Origin of the sequence: Saezia sanguinis, from assembly GCF_963921665.1 — a bacterium.
Classification (GTDB): domain Bacteria; phylum Pseudomonadota; class Gammaproteobacteria; order Burkholderiales; family Burkholderiaceae_C; genus Saezia; species Saezia sanguinis.
Genome location: NZ_CAWUGC010000006.1, coordinates 77,682 through 94,266, shown reverse-complemented (window position 1 = coordinate 94,266; position 16,585 = coordinate 77,682). Strand labels below are relative to the sequence as shown.

The window sequence follows — 16,585 nt, the reverse complement described above, 5'->3', positions numbered from 1 at the left end:
AAATCAAATCGCCAGCGCCACGCGCTGCAGCTCTGTCAGCTCGTTAATGCCCTTGGTCGCCAACGCCAGCATGGTATCCAGTTGCGCACGGCTGAAAGGCTCACCTTCTGCTGTGCCCTGTATTTCCACCATGCCTCCCTTGCCGGTCATCACCACATTCATGTCGGTATCGCAGGCAGAATCCTCTGTATATTCAAGGTCCAGCAGTGCGGTGCCATGCACCATGCCCACTGAAATGGCCGCTACCGAATCCAAGATGGGAGAGTGCTGAATTTTCCCCTGCTCCAGCAACCAGTTGACTGCATCGTAAGCAGCAACCCAGGCCCCTGTGATGCTGGCAGTACGTGTGCCGCCATCGGCCTGCAATACATCGCAATCCAATGTAATGGTGCGCGGCCCCAGCGCTTTTAAATCAAATACGGCACGCAATGAACGACCGATCAGACGTTGAATTTCCTGCGTGCGCCCGCTCTGTTTGCCTTTGGTCGCCTCTCTTTGCCCGCGCGTATGCGTGGCACGTGGCAGCATGCCGTATTCGGCGGTCACCCAGCCTTCGCCACTGTCTTTTTTATGCGGAGGCACCCTTTCTTCCACCGATGCAGTGCACAGCACCTGGGTGTTGCCCATTTCGATCAAAACAGATCCTTCTGCATAACAAGTGAAATGGCGGTTGATGCGCACCTCACGAAGAGAATCCCACGGGCGCTCCTGAAAACGCTGAAAAGTCATTATTTTCCCCTGATTAAAAATGCTGCCACATTGGCGGTACCCGCACCTGATACGGGTCTAAAACACTTCAAACCGCCCGCATCAACTATTCGGAACGATTTGTCCGCTGCAATGCCTCATTGATTTCGTTGATCGACTGGTCTATCTCATCGTCAAACTGAAACTTATTGGCAAAAGGTGAAGAAGACGGTTCGTTTTCCACAGGCTCAGCAACCTGTTCCTGCGAAACCTCTGGTTGCATTTCGTGGGGCTGCCATTCCACACCAATCACCGTCACGTTGTCGCTGGATTTTCCGGCTTTATCCAAAGCCATGGCAACCAAAACGGAAACCGCCTTGGCGATATCGTATTTCATGCTCAGCACATCGCGGATATCTTCATCATCCACAGAGCCCCACAAACCATCTGAGCACTGCAAAATGCGGTCTCCCTGCACCAGATCAAATGGGCCGGAAACCTCAATCATGGGCAATGTGGCACTGCCCAGGCAGGCGTACAGCATGCTGCGGTTAACGGCAGCCAGCGTGCCATCCATCTTAAATGGCTGGCGCCCGCTTTTGATATAAGAATGGTCGGTTGTACAGATCAGAATTTTCCCCTGCCTGACCAGATACAAACGGGAGTCTCCGCAGTGGGCCCACCAAATCTTGTTTTTTTGCAGCACGCAGGCAACTGCCGTGGTGCGGGGTACATCCATCAACCCCTGCTCGGTACCATAACGAATGATTCGATGGTGCGCGGTACGCAGTGCGGTAGAAAGAAACAGCGCCGGATCATGAATAACAGGTTTCGCATCCCGGTGGAACAGTTCAATGGTTTCCCGCACGGCAATTTCAGCCGCCATTTCCCCATCCGGATGCCCGCCCATGCCGTCCGCCAGGATAAACAGGGCGCTTTCCTCGGTTTGCGTGTAGCCAGAGCGGTCTTCGTTTTTAGCACGTCCGCCACGCTGACTCAGTTCTGAAACAGAAAATCTCATGGTCATGCGATAAACCGCTTACTTTACTCCAGCATAATTAAGTTCCCGCTGGAAACTGAACACACTCTGTGGCCTGGAAAGCGGGTCCAGCAACATGGCCCAGTTCACCAGTTCCAGCAGATGATCCGAATAAATGCCCTTAAGTTTGGTCAGCATCATCGGAATCCGGTCTTTTTCAGTCCGTTTGGTTGCCTCATCCGGTGGGATACCCAGCATACAGGCAAAAATACAACTGCCAATGGCGTACAGGTCAGTCCAGGGGCCTAAATTGCCATCACGGCGATACATTTCAGGTGCAGCAAAACCAGGGGTATACATCGGGCGGATGAATTTTTCCTCATCGGCAATCACCTCTCTGGCAGCACCAAAGTCGATCAGAACCGCTTTATCCGTATCGGTAATGAAGATATTGGCCGGCTTGATGTCCAGGTGCAGCATCTTATGCTGGTGCACCACACGCAGCCCGTGCAATACCTCGTCAAACAGCGAAACAATGGTGGCCTCACCCAGCACACCCTGTTTTTTACGCATTTTTTTAGCAGTAATGATGAAATCCTGCAGGTTGGCCCCTTCCAGGTAGTTCATCACCATGTAAACAGTATCGTTTTCCAGGAAAAAATTCAGCACACTGACCACGCTGGGGTGTTCAATCTGTGCCAGTGTCCGCCCCTCTTCAAAAAAACTTTTCAGCCCCAGACGGTACAGCTTGGTTTTTTCCGGCAGAATCCGCGGCGAGCGTTCACCCTCCAGACGCTCAGCCAGTGAAGCAGGCATGTATTCTTTGATGGCTACAGGCGTGCCGTCCTTATCGATGGCGTGATAAACAATCCCAAAACCGCCACTGGCAATTCTGCGCAGTATCTGATAACCATGTAAGGCCGTACCGGGAGGTAATGCAGCAGGCTTATTCTTTGTCATAATGGCAATATTATTTTTTACATTCTAAAACAATCATGCCCATTTACAGCATGACAGGTTATGCAACATCCTGTTCAAAATCCAACCCCGCAGAAAATGCTGCGGCACCCAATGCGCCCGTTATTCATATAGAAATCCGCTCAGTTAACAGCCGTTTTCTCGATTTCAATTTTCGTTTGCCAGATGAGTTGCGAGCCTGTGAACCAACGTTGCGCACGTTGATTTCCAGCAAACTCAAGCGCGGTAAGGTCGAAACGCGTATTTCCTTGGAAAACACTTCCGACCAAATCACAGGGCAAATTCCTGTATCCACACTGCAAAACCTGGCACGGCTTAGCGATATTGTACGCAATTGGCTGCCAGATGTGAGATCCCTGAGTGTGACTGATGTTTTACGTCTGGCACAACATCCCGCTCCGTTGGAAAATATGCAGGAGCAAATCCTGCAACTGGCGCAGAAATCGCTTGATCAGTTGATGCATGCGCGTGAGCGCGAAGGCAAAAAACTCGGACAAAGCCTCAGTGAGCGTGTGGTCAAACTGCGCGCCCTGGCCGCACAAGCAGGGCCGCTGATTCCACAACTGGTGGAACAGCAGCGCCAGCGTTTTCTGGAACGCTGGCAGCAGATCATGCAGCAGGCCGACCCGCAGTCTAAAACACTCTCTGCCGACAGCGTGCAGGAGCGCGCCCTGACTGAGGCCACCGCATTCGCGTTGCGCATTGACGTGGCCGAAGAGTTGACCCGGCTGGCCAGCCATCTGGATGAAATTGACCGATTGCTGGCTAAAGGCGGAGAAATCGGCAAACGGCTGGATTTTCTCATCCAGGAGTTGCACCGCGAGGCCAACACCCTGGGTTCCAAATCAGCCACGATTGAACTGACGCAGATTTCGGTTGAAATGAAAGTGCTGATCGAGCAGATGCGCGAACAGGTGCAAAATATCGAATAAACCTGGTTTCATCCCATTTTGCCGATCTGCGGCATTTATACAACATTCAGTCTGCATAGCCGAGCCTTCACCCCGCTGTCACCATGCGTTTACAGACGGGGATCGACCGGCTCGCTCTCCAGCGCCAGTACACCGAATACGCATTCATGCACCCGGTAATGGGGCTCATTGGAAACAAAACGGTGCAATGCCTCGTAGCCCAATACAAACTCACGCAGTGCCAAGGCACGCTTGAGCCCCAGCCCGCGCTTACGCAAGCGTTCCAGATTTTCCGGCTCTGAATAAGTCGGGCCATAAATAATGCGCAGGTATTCTCGCCCGCGACATTTGATGGCAGGCTGCATCAGGCCTTTTTCACCTTTGACGATGCCCGCCACCGGCTTGATAACCATGCCTTCACCCCGGCCCTCCCCGGTGAGTGCTTCCCACCAGGAGGTTGCCTCCTGCTCGCTTGCAGGGTCTGAAAGGTCGACAAAACGCCGGCCGGTCGGTTTGAAAAGCTGCAAGTCCGCGGCACAAAGCTGATCGAGCATGTCCAGATGCCAGCGATGGTCGGCATCCATTCCCACCCTGCCCTCATAAGCCAGAATCTGAAACGGTGCCAGGCGCAGGTCATCCACACTGTTCACCTCCCAGCAGTAATTTCGATATTCATCGATATAACGCTGAATCATATCTTTGCGTTGCAAAACCTCCTGCGGCAAAGCGCCCATTTGCACGCCACGCCCGGCGGCCATTTCCATCCATTGAGATACTGCCCCCAGATTCGCCAATGCCGATGCCCCTGTAGGCGCATATTGCTGCCGCAGCAGCTCCCCCGACTTGGCCGACCAGGGCAGAATCTCCATATCCAGAACAATCCAGTCGGTTTGCAGACTCTGCCACAGCCCGCTGGCCTGCATGGCGTTATCCGCTTTCTCCAAAACTTGCCGAGTCAGATCAGCGTCATTGAAAAAAGCCCGGCCAGTGCGGGTATAAACAGCTCCACGGCCACCCGCCTCTATCCCAAACCGCCTGCGCACAGCCTCCTCGTCGCGGCACAAAACCATCACCGCACGCGAACCCATGTGTTTTTCCTCACACACCAGCTCCGTCACACCTGCATGGCGGTAGTAATCAAAAGCCTCGGTCGGGTATTCCAGATAATGCGCCAGCGCCGAGGTGGCCGGTGGCGACATGGTCGGCGGCAGATAAACCAGCCAGCGCGGGTCCATGGCAAAGCGGCTCATGACCTCCAGTGCCGCACGCGCCTGCGCTTCACGGATAGTGATGCTGTTACCCAGGCGCGGCTGAATATGCCGCTTGCCCAGTACATCATCAATATCCAGCACATAGCTCCCGCGCAGCGTATCGGCCTGCGTCTGGGGCTCTTCCAGCGGGCGCACCGGTTCATAATACACCTGCAACGCGGGCACGCTGACAATTTCACGCTCGGGATAGCGCAGCGCCGTCAAATGTCCGCCAAATACACAACCGGTATCGACACAAAGGGTACGGTTGATCCATTCGGCACGCGGAGAAGGCGTATGCCCGTAAACTACCATTGCATCGCCACGGTAGTCATTGGCCCAGTCATAACGCACCGGCAGCCCGTATTCGTCATCCTCGCCGGTGGTCTCGCCATACAAGGCAAAGGAGCGGACTTCGCCTGATGCACGGCCCTGCATTTCTGCCTTCATCCCGGCGTGCGCCACTACCAGCCGTCCATCATCCAGAACATAGTGGCTGACCAGGCTTTCCAGAAAATCGGCGACTTCCGTATGGAATTCTGCAGGGTATGCCGCCAGTTGCTGCATCGTTTCTTCCAGGCCATGTGTGAGCTTGACCTGTTTGCCCCACAGTTTGCGCATCAGCTTGACATCATGGTTGCCCGGCACACACAGCGCTGTGCCATTGCGCACCATGTGCATCACGAGCTTGAGCACGGCAGGCGAATCGGGGCCGCGATCCACCAGGTCCCCCACAAACACCGCTTTGCGCCCTGCGGGCGGCTGTACCTGCAAAAGGTCTGCATCACCTGTTACCTGATAACCCAGCTTTTCCAGCAGTGCAAGCAATTCAGCATAGCAGCCATGCACATCACCAATGATGTCAAACGGCCCATGTTCTTCACGCTTGTCATTCCACAGCTTTTGCCGCTCAATGACCGCCGCGTTGACTTCCTCCTCGGTTTTCAGATGGGCAATGTGCCGGAAACCCTCACGCACCAGCCCGCGCATCGAACGGTGCAGGCTTTTCATATGCTGGCGAATGACATGTGGCCCGAAAGCGCGATCCGGGCGGCTGGCGTTGCGCTCATGGCAAAGCTGCTCCGGCAGGTCAAATACAATGGCCGAAGGCCGTACATGATACTGCCGCGCCAGCGCAACCAGTTGCCTGCGATCCTCCGGGCGTACATTGGTCGCATCCACCACCACCAATTTGCCTGCGGCAAGCCGCTTAGCAGCAATATAGTACAGCACATCAAAAGCATCTTTACTGCAATGCTGGTTGTTTTCATCGTCACTGACCAGCCCCCGGCAATAATCAGAAGAAATCACTTCGGTGGGCAGAAAATGCTGGCGGGCAAAAGTGGATTTACCCGACCCCGACGGGCCGATCAGCGCCAGCAATGTCAATTCCGGTATCTGTATTGTTTTCATCGGCGGAAGACTCCCATCTGTGTGGGTGCCCCTACTTCAGGGTCAAACTGCCCGATCGGCACAAACTCCACACTATAACCATAACGTTCACACACGTCATTGGCCCAACGCTCAAACTCTGAGCGTGTCCATTCAAAACGGTGGTCCTTATGCCTTAACGCATCATCGGCAAGCCCCTCAAAACGCGCGTTGTACTCCACATTGGGCGTGGTCACAATCACCATCGGAGGCTGCGCATACTCAAACAAAGCCCGTTCAAACGCCGGTATGCGTTCTGCATCCATGTGCTCAATTACCTCAATCGCACATGCGGCATCAAAACCCTGCAACCGCGCATCACGGTAAGTCAGGCTGCCCTGCGCCAGTTCAATGCGTTTGCGCTTCATGGGCGGCAGGCGGTCGAGCTTGAGCCTGCTGAATGCACGCTCCAGTACTATGTTTGACACATCAATCCCCAGCAGTTTTTCAAACTGGCGTTTTCCCAGCAAATGGCGCAGCAGGCGCCCTTCGCCACAACCCAGGTCAACCACCGAATGCACATTGGCTGCCACCAGCGTATCCACCACGGTGTTCATGCGCTGTGCATTCAGGCTCAATGGTTTTTCCAGCGCCTGTTCTCCGTTCACTGTTGCAGCATCATTCTGCGGCACCGCCTCCTGCCCTCCAGTTTCCTGCCCCTCTGCTGTCACATCAACATCGTCTGCCTCTTCTTCAAGGGCCTGCTCATCGGCCAGCAAAACATCCGGCGAATCTTCCAGCAGTTTTTCCAGCGCCATATGCACCAGCGAACGCTGGCGCTTGAGATAGCGGTTCATGATCCATTCGCGTTGCGGATGGTCCAGCAGCCAGTCTCTGCCCTTTTCGATCAGCTTTTGCACCTCATCTTCGCCAATGTAATAGTGTTTGCTGCCATCAATTGCCGGCAGCAGCACATACAGGTGCATCAGCAGATCTGACAGCCTGATCGTTGCCGACAGTTTCAAATCAAAATAGCTGCTTTCGCCCCATTGCGGAAACTGTGCATCCAGCACAATCGGCGTTACATCAACCTGATACCCCAGCGGCTCAAAACACTCCCTGAGCTTTTCTTCACCCGCCTGGCAACGAATCACCGGCAGATGTGCCTGCAATGGTATCGCTGTCAATGCAAGCTCGGGCCGTTCACGACTGCGCCCCGACAGGGCACTGGAAAATACCCGGGCCATGGCAACCGACAGAAAAGACGATGCTGTATATGGCCGGTCATTGACATACTGTGCCAGCACGCCGTCACCTTCGCCACGTCCGCGCACCAGCCCGACCGGATCAATATCGGCATACAGGACAACCGAGCAGCATTCATCATCCGCCTGTGGATAAAACACATGTGCTTTTCCAAAGGGAATGGAAAAGGTTTGCAAACGCTCGGGATTCTTCCCAAGCAGATACCCCATGTCCGTTGCCGGCCTGTGTGTGGTTGTAATATTCAAAAGCATTTTTGCCTCTTCTTTACTTCTTTATTTTGCTATCTTTGATCACTACCGCTGATTTTGCATGACAATTGCGCAAATGAACCGGCTGCCAACACAGCGCAATCAGGTATACGCCTACTGCACGCTCATGATGCATGGCAATGCTTCAACACATACGGTTCAAGCAGAATAACGAAGTGATCGGTTTGGCCAACGGATGGCAAGGCATGCAAGGGGATATGCATCTAACCCGTGATGGTATAGAACCCCATGCCAAAATGTAACGCCCATACATAGACAGCATCACCGCTGTTTACAAGGTGACTGTATTGTATATGCATGCACACAGGCGGCACAAGAACAGTACATGCATGTGTGACAAAAAGGCACACAAATAAGACCACATGAAAAAATATGGCCTGCATCACGGCAGGCCATATCAGCAGATTTATAACTAAATATCAGTTATTGCGTGAAAGCTGTTCCAGAATGCCGGGGTTTTCCAGCGTGCTGGTATCCTGCGCCAGTGTTTCACCACGGGCAAGGCCACGCAGCAAACGGCGCATGATTTTGCCGCTGCGTGTCTTGGGCAGGTTTTCACCAAAGCGGATATCCTTGGGCTTGGCGATCGGCCCAATTTCCTTGCCTACCCAGTTGCGCAGTTCCTGCGCCAGTTTCTGCGCAGCATCGCCTGTGGGAATCTCTCCCTTGAGCACCACAAATGCCACAATGGCTTCACCGGTGACATCATCAGGACGGCCAACCACTGCGGCTTCGGCCACGATGTCAGAACGTGCAACCAGTGCCGATTCAATTTCCATGGTACCCAGACGGTGGCCACTCACATTGAGCACATCATCAATACGGCCGGTAATGCGGAAGTAGCCATTGTCCTTATTGCGCACCGCACCATCACCTGCCAGGTAGATCTTGCCACCCAGCTCTGACGGGAAGTAGGAACGCTTGAACCGTTCCGGGTCACCCCAGATGGTGCGGATCATGCTTGGCCATGGACGGCGAATCACCAGCAGCCCGCCTTCGCCATTGGGCATTTCGTCTCCGATTTCATCGACAATAACCGCGTCAATACCCGGCAGCGGCAAGGTGCACGAGCCTGGCACCAAAGGCGTCACACCCGGCAGCGGCGTAATCAGATGCCCGCCACTTTCGGTTTGCCAGAAAGTATCCATGATCGGACAACGTTTGCCGCCAACCTGCTCATAGAACCACATCCAGGCTTCCGGATTGATCGGCTCACCCACACTGCCTAAAATACGCAGCGAACTCATATCAAAGTTTTTCGGATGCAGTTTTTGATCGGCATCAGAAGATTTGATCAATGAACGGATCGCCGTTGGCGCTGTATAGAAAATAGAAACCTTGTGGCGCTCAATCATCTGCCAGAAACGGCTCGCGTCCGGATAGGTTGGAATGCCTTCAAACACCACCTGCGTCGCACCTGCGCAAAGCGGCCCATAGTTCACGTAGCTGTGCCCGGTAATCCAGCCGATATCGGCAGTACACCAGTAAACGTCTTCATCTTTAAGATCAAATGTCCACAGCATGGTGACCTTGGCCCACAGCAGATAACCCGCCGTAGAATGCTGCACGCCTTTAGGCTTGCCGGTAGACCCCGATGTATACAGCACAAACAACGGATGCTCGGCTTCTACAGGAACCGGTTTACTTTCTTTGGCGTGGCCTTTCAGGAAATCGTGCAACCAGACATCACGGCCTTCTTTCATCACCGTTTTGTCATCTGTTCGCTGATGCACAATCACCTGTTTGACACTGTCGCACCCGCCCATATCCAGCGCATCATCCACAATGGATTTCAGCGGCAATGATTTGCCGCCACGGCGCTGGAAGTTGGTAGTCATAACCGCCACCGCACCGGCATCCTGAATACGCTCATGCAGACTGCGTGCGGAAAAACCGCCAAACACGACCGAGTGCGTTGCCCCGATGCGGGCACAGGCCTGCATGGCCACAATGCCTTCCACCGTCATCGGCATGTAGATAATGACCCGGTCACCCTTTTGAATGCCGCTGGCCGACAGAGCATTGGCCAGTTGGCAAACTTTTTCGTACAGGTCTCGATAAGTCAGTTTGGTAACTTCGCCATCATCATTTTCAAAAATAATTGCAACTTTTTTTTCAGTTGGCGTACCCAGATGGCGGTCCAGGCAGTTGGCCGATGCATTCAGCATGCCATCATCGAACCATTTATAAAACGGGGCCTGACTTTCATCCAGAACCCTGGTGAAAGGTTTGTCCCAGTTCAAATGCTCTTTGGCCAGTTTAGCCCAGAATTCATCCGGATTCTCATTGGCTTGTTTACAAAGTTCCTGATAGGCAGGCATGCCGCTGATGCGCGCCTGAGCTACAACCTCTTTTGATGGATTAAAAATGCGATCTTCTACCAATGTAGACTCGATGCTGTTATTCATATCGTTCTGTCTCCTTATCAATGAGAAATATCCGGTGCCTTTTTTATTCAGAGGATAACATATCGATTGTATACTCTCCTACACACGGTTTCATCGCTGAAAACTGAGGATATTCCCTAATAAGTTGATTCCTGTCAAAACCTCTGCCCTGATCAATCACCCGGTCGTAAAAGCTTGCATCACCAGTACCCTGGCTGTTTTATGCACCACACAAACCGATAGAATTCAAAGCGGTATCGCGCATCAGGGCATCATCTTGAACGCGTTTCAAAATGCTTTTATCACAAAAGCTTATTAGGGTTTGCCTTATATGCCTCGATATCTGCATTCGATGATTAGGCCGCGTTTATTTTTGCCGCAGCTTCATGATCGATTGAATATGCTGCGAAGGCATGCATCTTCCGATAATGTTATGATTAAAAGGCAGGCATACATTGCTACGCCATAAAACCCTGTCTGCACAGACTTTTGTAAAACCGGTAATTTTCTGCCGGTATTCAAGCATTGCCACTGCACCAGCAATTAATCGGCAATACATCCGCCACGACTTTTTTGATAGGGATCACATCATCACCCATGCTTGATCAATTACGTACTTTATTCTCTACAGAAAACACACTGCCTGTCATCATCCTCAACGTCGGTGTTCTGTTTATCGTTGCACTGCTGGCCTATTATGTCTTTCGCCAGATACTGGGTTACGCTGCAAAACGCCTGACCCGCAGTACAACCGCCTTCATCAGTACGCTGGCAGATCCGGAAGTCATCAAAAAAATCGCAAAAATCCTGCCTTGGATCATCATCCAGGTCGGCATCACCCTGATCCCCAACCTGGCAGAATCGTTTGTTCAGATCGTACGTAACATTGCCACGGCCATGACGCTGTTATATGGCATGCTGACCATTTCCGTCTATCTGGAAGCTATTACGACTTACTTCACTCATAAAGAAGACATGCGCCTGCGCTCTATCAAGAGCTATGTGCAATTGGCCCAGTTGGCTATATTCATATTGGGTGCCATCTGCATCATTGCGGTACTGATCAACCGCTCGCCGGTGATCCTGCTCTCCGGTTTGGGTGCCATGTCCGCCATCACCATGCTGGTGTTCAAAGACACCATTCTTTCTTTTGTTGCCGGCGTACAGTTATCCTCCAACGACACATTGCGGGTAGGCGACTGGATTGAAATGCCGCAGGTAGGCGCAGATGGTGATGTAATCGACATTGCGCTGCAGGTCGTTAAGGTGCAGAACTGGGACAAAACCGTCACCTCCATTCCGACCTGGCGCTTTATGCAGGAAAGCTTCAAAAACTGGCGCGGTATGCAGGAGTCAGGCGGACGGCGTATCAAGCGCTCGTTATATATTGACATCAGCAGCGTCGGTTTTGTCGCGCCAACGCAGTTCGATCACCTGTGCCACCTGCGTGTTCTGAAAGGTTACCTGGCCGATAAACAGGTCGAAATTGATACCTATAACTCCAACCTGGGGGAAGATGCCCAGATGCAGGCAAACCGCCGCCGCCTGACCAACCTGGGCACCTTCCGTGCCTACGCGCTGGCCTATCTGAAATCACACCCACGCATCAATCAGACCATGACCTGCATGGTGCGGCAACTGGCGCCACAGGCCGAAGGTATTCCAATGGAGATCTATTGTTTTACCAATACCACTGCCTGGGCCGAATATGAAGGCATACAGGGGGATATTTTTGACCACCTGTTTTCCGTATTGTCCGAGTTTGGCCTGCGAGCCTACCAACAGCCATCGGGGCATGACCTGTCGCTGCTGGCTGGCACGATGTCGCCCGTAGCGCATGAAACAACAACCACTACAGGATAGCCATAAAACACACAGGCGGCTACCGTCCGCGGCCACTATGCAGGCCATACGGTGCAGCTGCTTTACACCCTGACCAAACCGCTATTGCCAACTTGCGCTATGATTTCCCCCATCATCATATGCTGCAGGCATAGAAGCAAGGAGTTTTAAGATGCGCCGCCATGTTTCCATTGTATTGGCCTTATCTGTGCTGTGGGCTAGCACTGCGTTGGCACAGACAACGCCCGCCACAGCAAGCACAGAACAGCCATCTGCACCCGAAAACTCTCTGCAACAACAGGCTGACGCGTTCATCAGGCTTTACAACCAATTGTGCGTCCAGCATATTGTGCAGCTTGATACACTGCGCCAGCAACTGCAAAACCAGCCGCCGCTGGAGCCTTACAAGGCCGAGTATTTTCTGCAGGGCATACCAGGAAAAGCGTGGCCGATATCGGGCATGGGCGGCACCTACGTCATTGCCATACCCGACGAGGTTGACATTTGCTCTGTTTATGCGCTGCGCGCAGACACCACGCGGATAGAAACCCAGTTTCAAGCCATTGCCACAGATGCACCTGCCGACATGCAGTCATCTGTATACAAGGATGACTACCGTATTGTAGAGAGCAATGTCATTCACCACCAAAGCTACACATGGACTTTGCCTGAGGCACCGCGCCAGATCCTGCTGATCCTGTCCACATCAAGCAATCCGCCAGAAGCGGTGCCGCAAAGCATGGCATCGATCACCATTACCGGCAAATAAGCCATGAGCATTCGCATTCTGGGCATTGACCCCGGCCTGCAACGCACAGGCTTTGGGGTGCTGGACGCACAGGGCAGCAAACTGAGTTATGTTGCCAGCGGCACCGTCAGCACCACCCATGTGGAGCTGGGCAACCTGCCCGGGCGCATCAAAGTTCTGTACGAGGGAATTCAGGAAATTGTGCAGCGCTATCAGCCGCAGGTCAGCGCCATTGAAATCGTATTTGTCAATGTCAACCCGCAATCCACCCTGATGCTCGGGCAGGCCCGGGGCGCGCTGCTTTCCGCGCTGGTTGCGTGCAACCTGCCCGTTGCAGAATACACCGCTTTGCAGTTAAAAAAAGCCGTCGTCGGGCATGGCAAGGCACGCAAGGAACAGGTGCAGGAAATGGTCATGCGTTTGCTGAATCTGCCTGGCCGCCCTTCCAAAGACGCGGCAGATGCCCTGGCACTTGCCATCTGCCATGCCCATGCCGGAGGCTCTATGAGCAAGCTGGCGCAAACCGCCAAACTTAACCGCCGCACCTTCGCCCAATATGCCAAAGGGCGTACCTATTAAAGATACGCCCTGTGATCCGATGCGTTATTTCAGAGAAAAGTCATGCGCCTGTTATGCGTGTATCAGGCTGGAAAACCTTTGGATATCAATATTGCCGCCGCTGATAATGACGCCAATGCGCAGGCCTTTGAGCTGATCTTTCATCTTGCGCACTGCTGCCAGCCCCAGACACCCTGTAGGCTCCACAATGAGTTTCATGCGCTCGGCAAAAAACCGCATGCAGTCCACCAGTTCATCGTCTGTTGCCGTGAAAATATCATTCACATCACGCTTGATGATGTTGTAGGTGTACTGGCCCAGATGCTGGGTCTGTGCGCCATCGGCAATGGTTTTGGGCGTGTCGATGTGCACAATGGAGCCGGATCTGAACGACTGCTGGCCATCATTGCCTGCCTCAGGCTCCACACCAAACACCTGGATATTCGGTGCCAATGCCCGCGCTGCCAGCGCTGTGCCGCTGAGCAGGCCACCACCGCCTAAAGGCGTGATGATCACATCCAGCGGGCCGACTTTTTCCAGCAGTTCCTTGGCTGCCGTACCCTGCCCGGCAATGACATCCGGGTGATCATAAGGCGGAATTACTACCGCCCCTTTTTCGTCTGCCAGTTTGCGGGTAATTTCTTCACGATCCTGTGTGTAACGGTCATACGTAATCACTGTGGCGCCATACCCGCGGGTGGCTTCCATCTTGGAGTGCGGCGCGTCTTCGGGCATCACAATGGTTGTCTCAATGCCAAGCAGCCGGCCAGCCAGTGCAACTGCCTGCGCATGATTGCCCGATGAAAATGCCACCACACCGGCGCGGCGCTGTTCATCGCTCAGGTTGGACAGTGCGTTGAACGCGCCACGAAATTTAAACGCCCCCATGCGCTGCAGGTTTTCACATTTGAAAAAAATCTGCGCATTGACATCACGATTAGCCGTACTGGAGCTCAGTACAGGGGTACGATGTGCATGCCCCCTTAAACGTTTGGCAGCAAGCACTACATCGTCATATGTTGGCAAATTCAGCATGTCGTCATTCCTTTTTTATACTGATCAATAATTCTGTCAAAACGGGCATAATGCTGTAGCATACCCCGTTTATAAAAAAGCGGTCAAGCCGCAGCCCAAGGTCCACAGCCGGTTATTGTAAAACAATATCATACTGCTCCTGCGTCAGAATGCTTTCTGCCTGCAGCGAAATACGTTTTCCGATGTATTCACACAGCCCGGCAAGATGCTGGCTTTCCTCATCCAGAAAAGTTTCAATGACCTTGGGTGAAGCAATTACACGGAATTCCTTGGGATTGAACTGGCGCGACTCACGCAGAATTTCACGCAGGATTTCATAACACACGGTCCGGGCGGTCTTGACCTCACCGCGCCGCTGGCAGGTTGGACAGGCCTCGCACAGCATATGCGATAAAGATTCGCGGGTGCGCTTGCGTGTCATCTCGACCAGCCCGAGCGCTGAAAAATCGCTCACAGTGGTTTTGACACGGTCATGCGCAAGCTGCTTGCGCAGTTCTTCAAGCACCTGCATCCGGTGCTCTTCGTTGATCATGTCAATGAAATCAATGATGATGATTCCACCCAGGTTGCGCAAACGCAACTGGCGGGCAATGGCCCCGGCAGCCTCCAGGTTGGTTTTAAAAATGGTTTCATCAAAGTTTCTGGCCCCGACATAGCCGCCGGTATTCACGTCAATGCTTGTCAGCGCCTCAGTCTGGTCAATGATCAGATAACCACCGGATTTCAGTTCAAAACGGCGTTGCATGGCTTTGAGCAATGCATCTTCAATTGAAAAATAATCAAAAATCGGGCGATCTCCCTGAAACAGCTCTAGTTTTCCGGTTGCGGCGGGCATGTAGCGCTCGCCAAATTCGCGCAGTTGCGCATACCGGGAGCGGGAATCAATGCGGATGGCACGGGTATTTTCCGTGACCAGATCACGCAGAACCCGCCGCAGCAGATTCAGGTCTTCATACAGTAACGAGCCTGCAGGCGAGGTTTTCGCCTTTTCCACAATAACCGCCCAAATACGCCGCAGATAGGTTACATCATCCAGCAACTCATCATCGGTTGCATCTTCGGCATTGGTACGCAGAATAAACCCGTTGCCTTCACCCGGATACGCCTGCACAATCTGCGTCAGTCGGTCACGCAACTGCTCGCGCAGATCAGCAGACTCAATACGGGTTGAAACCCCGATATGCTGGTCCTGCGGCAACAACACCAGCATTCGCCCGGCAATGCTGATCTGCGTTGAAAGCCGCGCACCCTTGGTACCAATCGGGTCTTTCACCACCTGTACCAGCAGCGATTGGCCCTGGAAAATCTGCTTTTCAATCGGCGTCAGCACTTCCTGCGATGCATCCGCCCCCACATGCGGGCGCCAGACATCGGCCACGTGCAAAAATGCGGCCTTTTCCAGCCCGATATCGACAAAAGCGGACTGCATGCCCGGAAGTACGCGGGACACTTTGCCCAGATAGATATTGCCCACCAGGCCGCGCTCGAGCTCGCGCTCAATATGCAGTTCCTGTGCTTCGCCATTTTCGACGACAGCGACACGGGTTTCCTGAGGGCTGGTGTTGATTAAAATTTCCTGCATCGTGATTGTTTTAGCTGTGTTTGACACCTGCTGCACCCAGCAGTTGTGCCGTTTCGTATAAAGGTAAGCCCATAATTCCGGAATAAGAGCCTTCAATATGGCTGACAAAAGCCGCCATGCGGCCCTGTATGGCGTATGCCCCGGCTTTACCCATGGATTCGCCGCTGCGGACATAACGCTCGATTTCTTGTGCAGACATGGCCGCCAGCCTCACATGGGACGTGCTTAAACGCTGCCACACTTTGTTTTCTTGTCCCGGAATAGCTACGGCGACAGCCGTCAGCACCTGATGCACGCCGTTTTGAAGCTCGGAAAGAATTCGGCAGGCATCCGCTTCATTTTCAGGCTTGCCATAAATGGTAGCGCCCAGCGCGACCGTGGTATCTGCACACAAAACCGGCGCTGCCGGTAATCCGTGCCGTTTGTGCCGCTGAACCGCTGCCTGTAATTTGGCCCGCGTGACCCGCTGCACATAAACTGCGGGGGCTTCCAGGGGCTCAATGGCTTCCAGGCTTTCAGCGTCTTCCTGGGCGTCCGGCAGCAGCATTTCATAGAGCACGCCAATCTGCCCCAGTAACTCACGGCGTCTGGGACTTTGAGAGGCCAGATAAATAAAATCAAATGTTGCCAAGGAGGTTGAAGTTGTCAAAGCAGATGTCATGATTGTGGATAATCAGCGGGCGCTTTATCATAGCGGATCATGCTGACCAGCGCACAAATCC

At 53.3% G+C, this 16,585-nt stretch carries 13 protein-coding genes; 4 read left to right on the top strand and 9 right to left on the bottom strand.

Annotated features, from left to right (window positions below; translation table 11 throughout):
* Positions 1–3: 3 nt before the first annotated feature.
* From rph to AACY98_RS04985, 3 genes are all read right to left on the bottom strand, one after another.
* Entirely contained in the window at positions 4–729 is a 726-nt protein-coding gene (gene rph / locus AACY98_RS04995) for a ribonuclease PH (protein WP_339802340.1), read from the bottom strand.
* Between the two features lie 85 nt (positions 730–814).
* Complete coding sequence (locus tag AACY98_RS04990) at positions 815–1,714, bottom strand: PP2C family protein-serine/threonine phosphatase (RefSeq protein WP_338056639.1); 900 nt, start codon at positions 1,712–1,714, stop codon at positions 815–817.
* A gap of 12 nt (positions 1,715–1,726) precedes the next feature.
* Positions 1,727–2,626 carry a serine/threonine protein kinase gene (locus AACY98_RS04985; protein WP_126978091.1) on the bottom strand — a complete coding sequence of 300 codons (900 nt, stop codon included), beginning with the start codon at positions 2,624–2,626 and terminating at the stop codon, positions 1,727–1,729.
* A 50-nt stretch (positions 2,627–2,676) separates the two neighbouring features.
* Between AACY98_RS04985 and AACY98_RS04980 the strand changes: the two genes are divergently transcribed.
* A complete protein-coding gene (locus AACY98_RS04980) occupies positions 2,677–3,576 on the top strand; it encodes a YicC/YloC family endoribonuclease (RefSeq protein WP_338056640.1) in 900 nt (299 codons plus the stop codon).
* 89 nt (positions 3,577–3,665) lie between these two features.
* Here AACY98_RS04980 and AACY98_RS04975 read toward each other — a convergent pair whose 3' ends face one another.
* The 3 genes from AACY98_RS04975 to acs all read right to left on the bottom strand — a co-directional run bounded on the left by AACY98_RS04975 (position 3,666) and on the right by acs (position 10,119).
* A complete protein-coding gene (locus AACY98_RS04975) occupies positions 3,666–6,218 on the bottom strand; it encodes a polynucleotide kinase-phosphatase (protein WP_339802335.1) in 2,553 nt (850 codons plus the stop codon).
* Positions 6,215–7,693 (bottom strand): 3' terminal RNA ribose 2'-O-methyltransferase Hen1, encoded by a 1,479-nt coding sequence (locus AACY98_RS04970; protein WP_339802333.1) that lies wholly within the window; start codon positions 7,691–7,693, stop codon positions 6,215–6,217. Before AACY98_RS04970 ends, AACY98_RS04975 begins: the two co-directional genes overlap by 4 nt.
* A gap of 437 nt (positions 7,694–8,130) precedes the next feature.
* On the bottom strand, positions 8,131–10,119 hold the full coding sequence (gene acs, locus AACY98_RS04965) for an acetate--CoA ligase (RefSeq protein ID WP_339802330.1): 1,989 nt from the start codon (positions 10,117–10,119) through the stop codon (positions 8,131–8,133).
* Positions 10,120–10,695: 576 nt separating this feature from the next.
* Here acs and AACY98_RS04960 point away from each other — a divergent pair.
* From AACY98_RS04960 to ruvC, 3 genes are all read left to right on the top strand, one after another.
* Positions 10,696–11,961, top strand: coding sequence for a mechanosensitive ion channel family protein (locus AACY98_RS04960; RefSeq protein ID WP_339802327.1), 1,266 nt, complete (start codon positions 10,696–10,698; stop codon positions 11,959–11,961).
* 151 nt (positions 11,962–12,112) lie between these two features.
* Positions 12,113–12,709 carry an NMCC_0638 family (lipo)protein gene (locus AACY98_RS04955; protein WP_339802325.1) on the top strand — a complete coding sequence of 199 codons (597 nt, stop codon included), beginning with the start codon at positions 12,113–12,115 and terminating at the stop codon, positions 12,707–12,709.
* Between the two features lie 9 nt (positions 12,710–12,718).
* Positions 12,719–13,267: a crossover junction endodeoxyribonuclease RuvC gene (ruvC, locus tag AACY98_RS04950; RefSeq protein WP_126978556.1), complete on the top strand. Its 549-nt coding sequence runs from the start codon at positions 12,719–12,721 to the stop codon at positions 13,265–13,267.
* A gap of 51 nt (positions 13,268–13,318) precedes the next feature.
* Here ruvC and AACY98_RS04945 read toward each other — a convergent pair whose 3' ends face one another.
* The 3 genes from AACY98_RS04945 to AACY98_RS04935 form a co-directional block, all read right to left on the bottom strand.
* Positions 13,319–14,281 carry a threo-3-hydroxy-L-aspartate ammonia-lyase gene (locus AACY98_RS04945; RefSeq protein ID WP_126978105.1) on the bottom strand — a complete coding sequence of 321 codons (963 nt, stop codon included), beginning with the start codon at positions 14,279–14,281 and terminating at the stop codon, positions 13,319–13,321.
* A 112-nt stretch (positions 14,282–14,393) separates the two neighbouring features.
* The gene (gene rng / locus AACY98_RS04940) at positions 14,394–15,863 is read right to left on the bottom strand and encodes a ribonuclease G (RefSeq protein ID WP_126978107.1); all 1,470 of its coding nucleotides are present in this window, start codon (positions 15,861–15,863) and stop codon (positions 14,394–14,396) included.
* 10 nt (positions 15,864–15,873) lie between these two features.
* Complete coding sequence (locus AACY98_RS04935) at positions 15,874–16,494, bottom strand: Maf family protein (protein ID WP_339802321.1); 621 nt, start codon at positions 16,492–16,494, stop codon at positions 15,874–15,876.
* Positions 16,495–16,585 lie beyond the last annotated feature (91 nt).

Excerpts from the sequence above, each read along its gene's own strand:
- rph (WP_339802340.1), bottom strand. The coding sequence starts at position 729 with ATGACTTTTCAGCGTTTTCAGGAGCGCCCGTGGGATTCTCTTCGTGAG.
- AACY98_RS04990 (WP_338056639.1), bottom strand. The coding sequence starts at position 1,714 with ATGACCATGAGATTTTCTGTTTCAGAACTGAGTCAGCGTGGCGGACGT.
- AACY98_RS04985 (WP_126978091.1), bottom strand. The coding sequence starts at position 2,626 with ATGACAAAGAATAAGCCTGCTGCATTACCTCCCGGTACGGCCTTACAT.
- AACY98_RS04980 (WP_338056640.1), top strand. The coding sequence starts at position 2,677 with ATGACAGGTTATGCAACATCCTGTTCAAAATCCAACCCCGCAGAAAAT.
- AACY98_RS04975 (WP_339802335.1), bottom strand. The coding sequence starts at position 6,218 with ATGAAAACAATACAGATACCGGAATTGACATTGCTGGCGCTGATCGGC.
- AACY98_RS04970 (WP_339802333.1), bottom strand. The coding sequence starts at position 7,693 with ATGCTTTTGAATATTACAACCACACACAGGCCGGCAACGGACATGGGG.
- acs (WP_339802330.1), bottom strand. The coding sequence starts at position 10,119 with ATGAATAACAGCATCGAGTCTACATTGGTAGAAGATCGCATTTTTAAT.
- AACY98_RS04960 (WP_339802327.1), top strand. The coding sequence starts at position 10,696 with ATGCTTGATCAATTACGTACTTTATTCTCTACAGAAAACACACTGCCT.
- AACY98_RS04955 (WP_339802325.1), top strand. The coding sequence starts at position 12,113 with ATGCGCCGCCATGTTTCCATTGTATTGGCCTTATCTGTGCTGTGGGCT.
- AACY98_RS04945 (WP_126978105.1), bottom strand. The coding sequence starts at position 14,281 with ATGCTGAATTTGCCAACATATGACGATGTAGTGCTTGCTGCCAAACGT.
- rng (WP_126978107.1), bottom strand. The coding sequence starts at position 15,863 with ATGCAGGAAATTTTAATCAACACCAGCCCTCAGGAAACCCGTGTCGCT.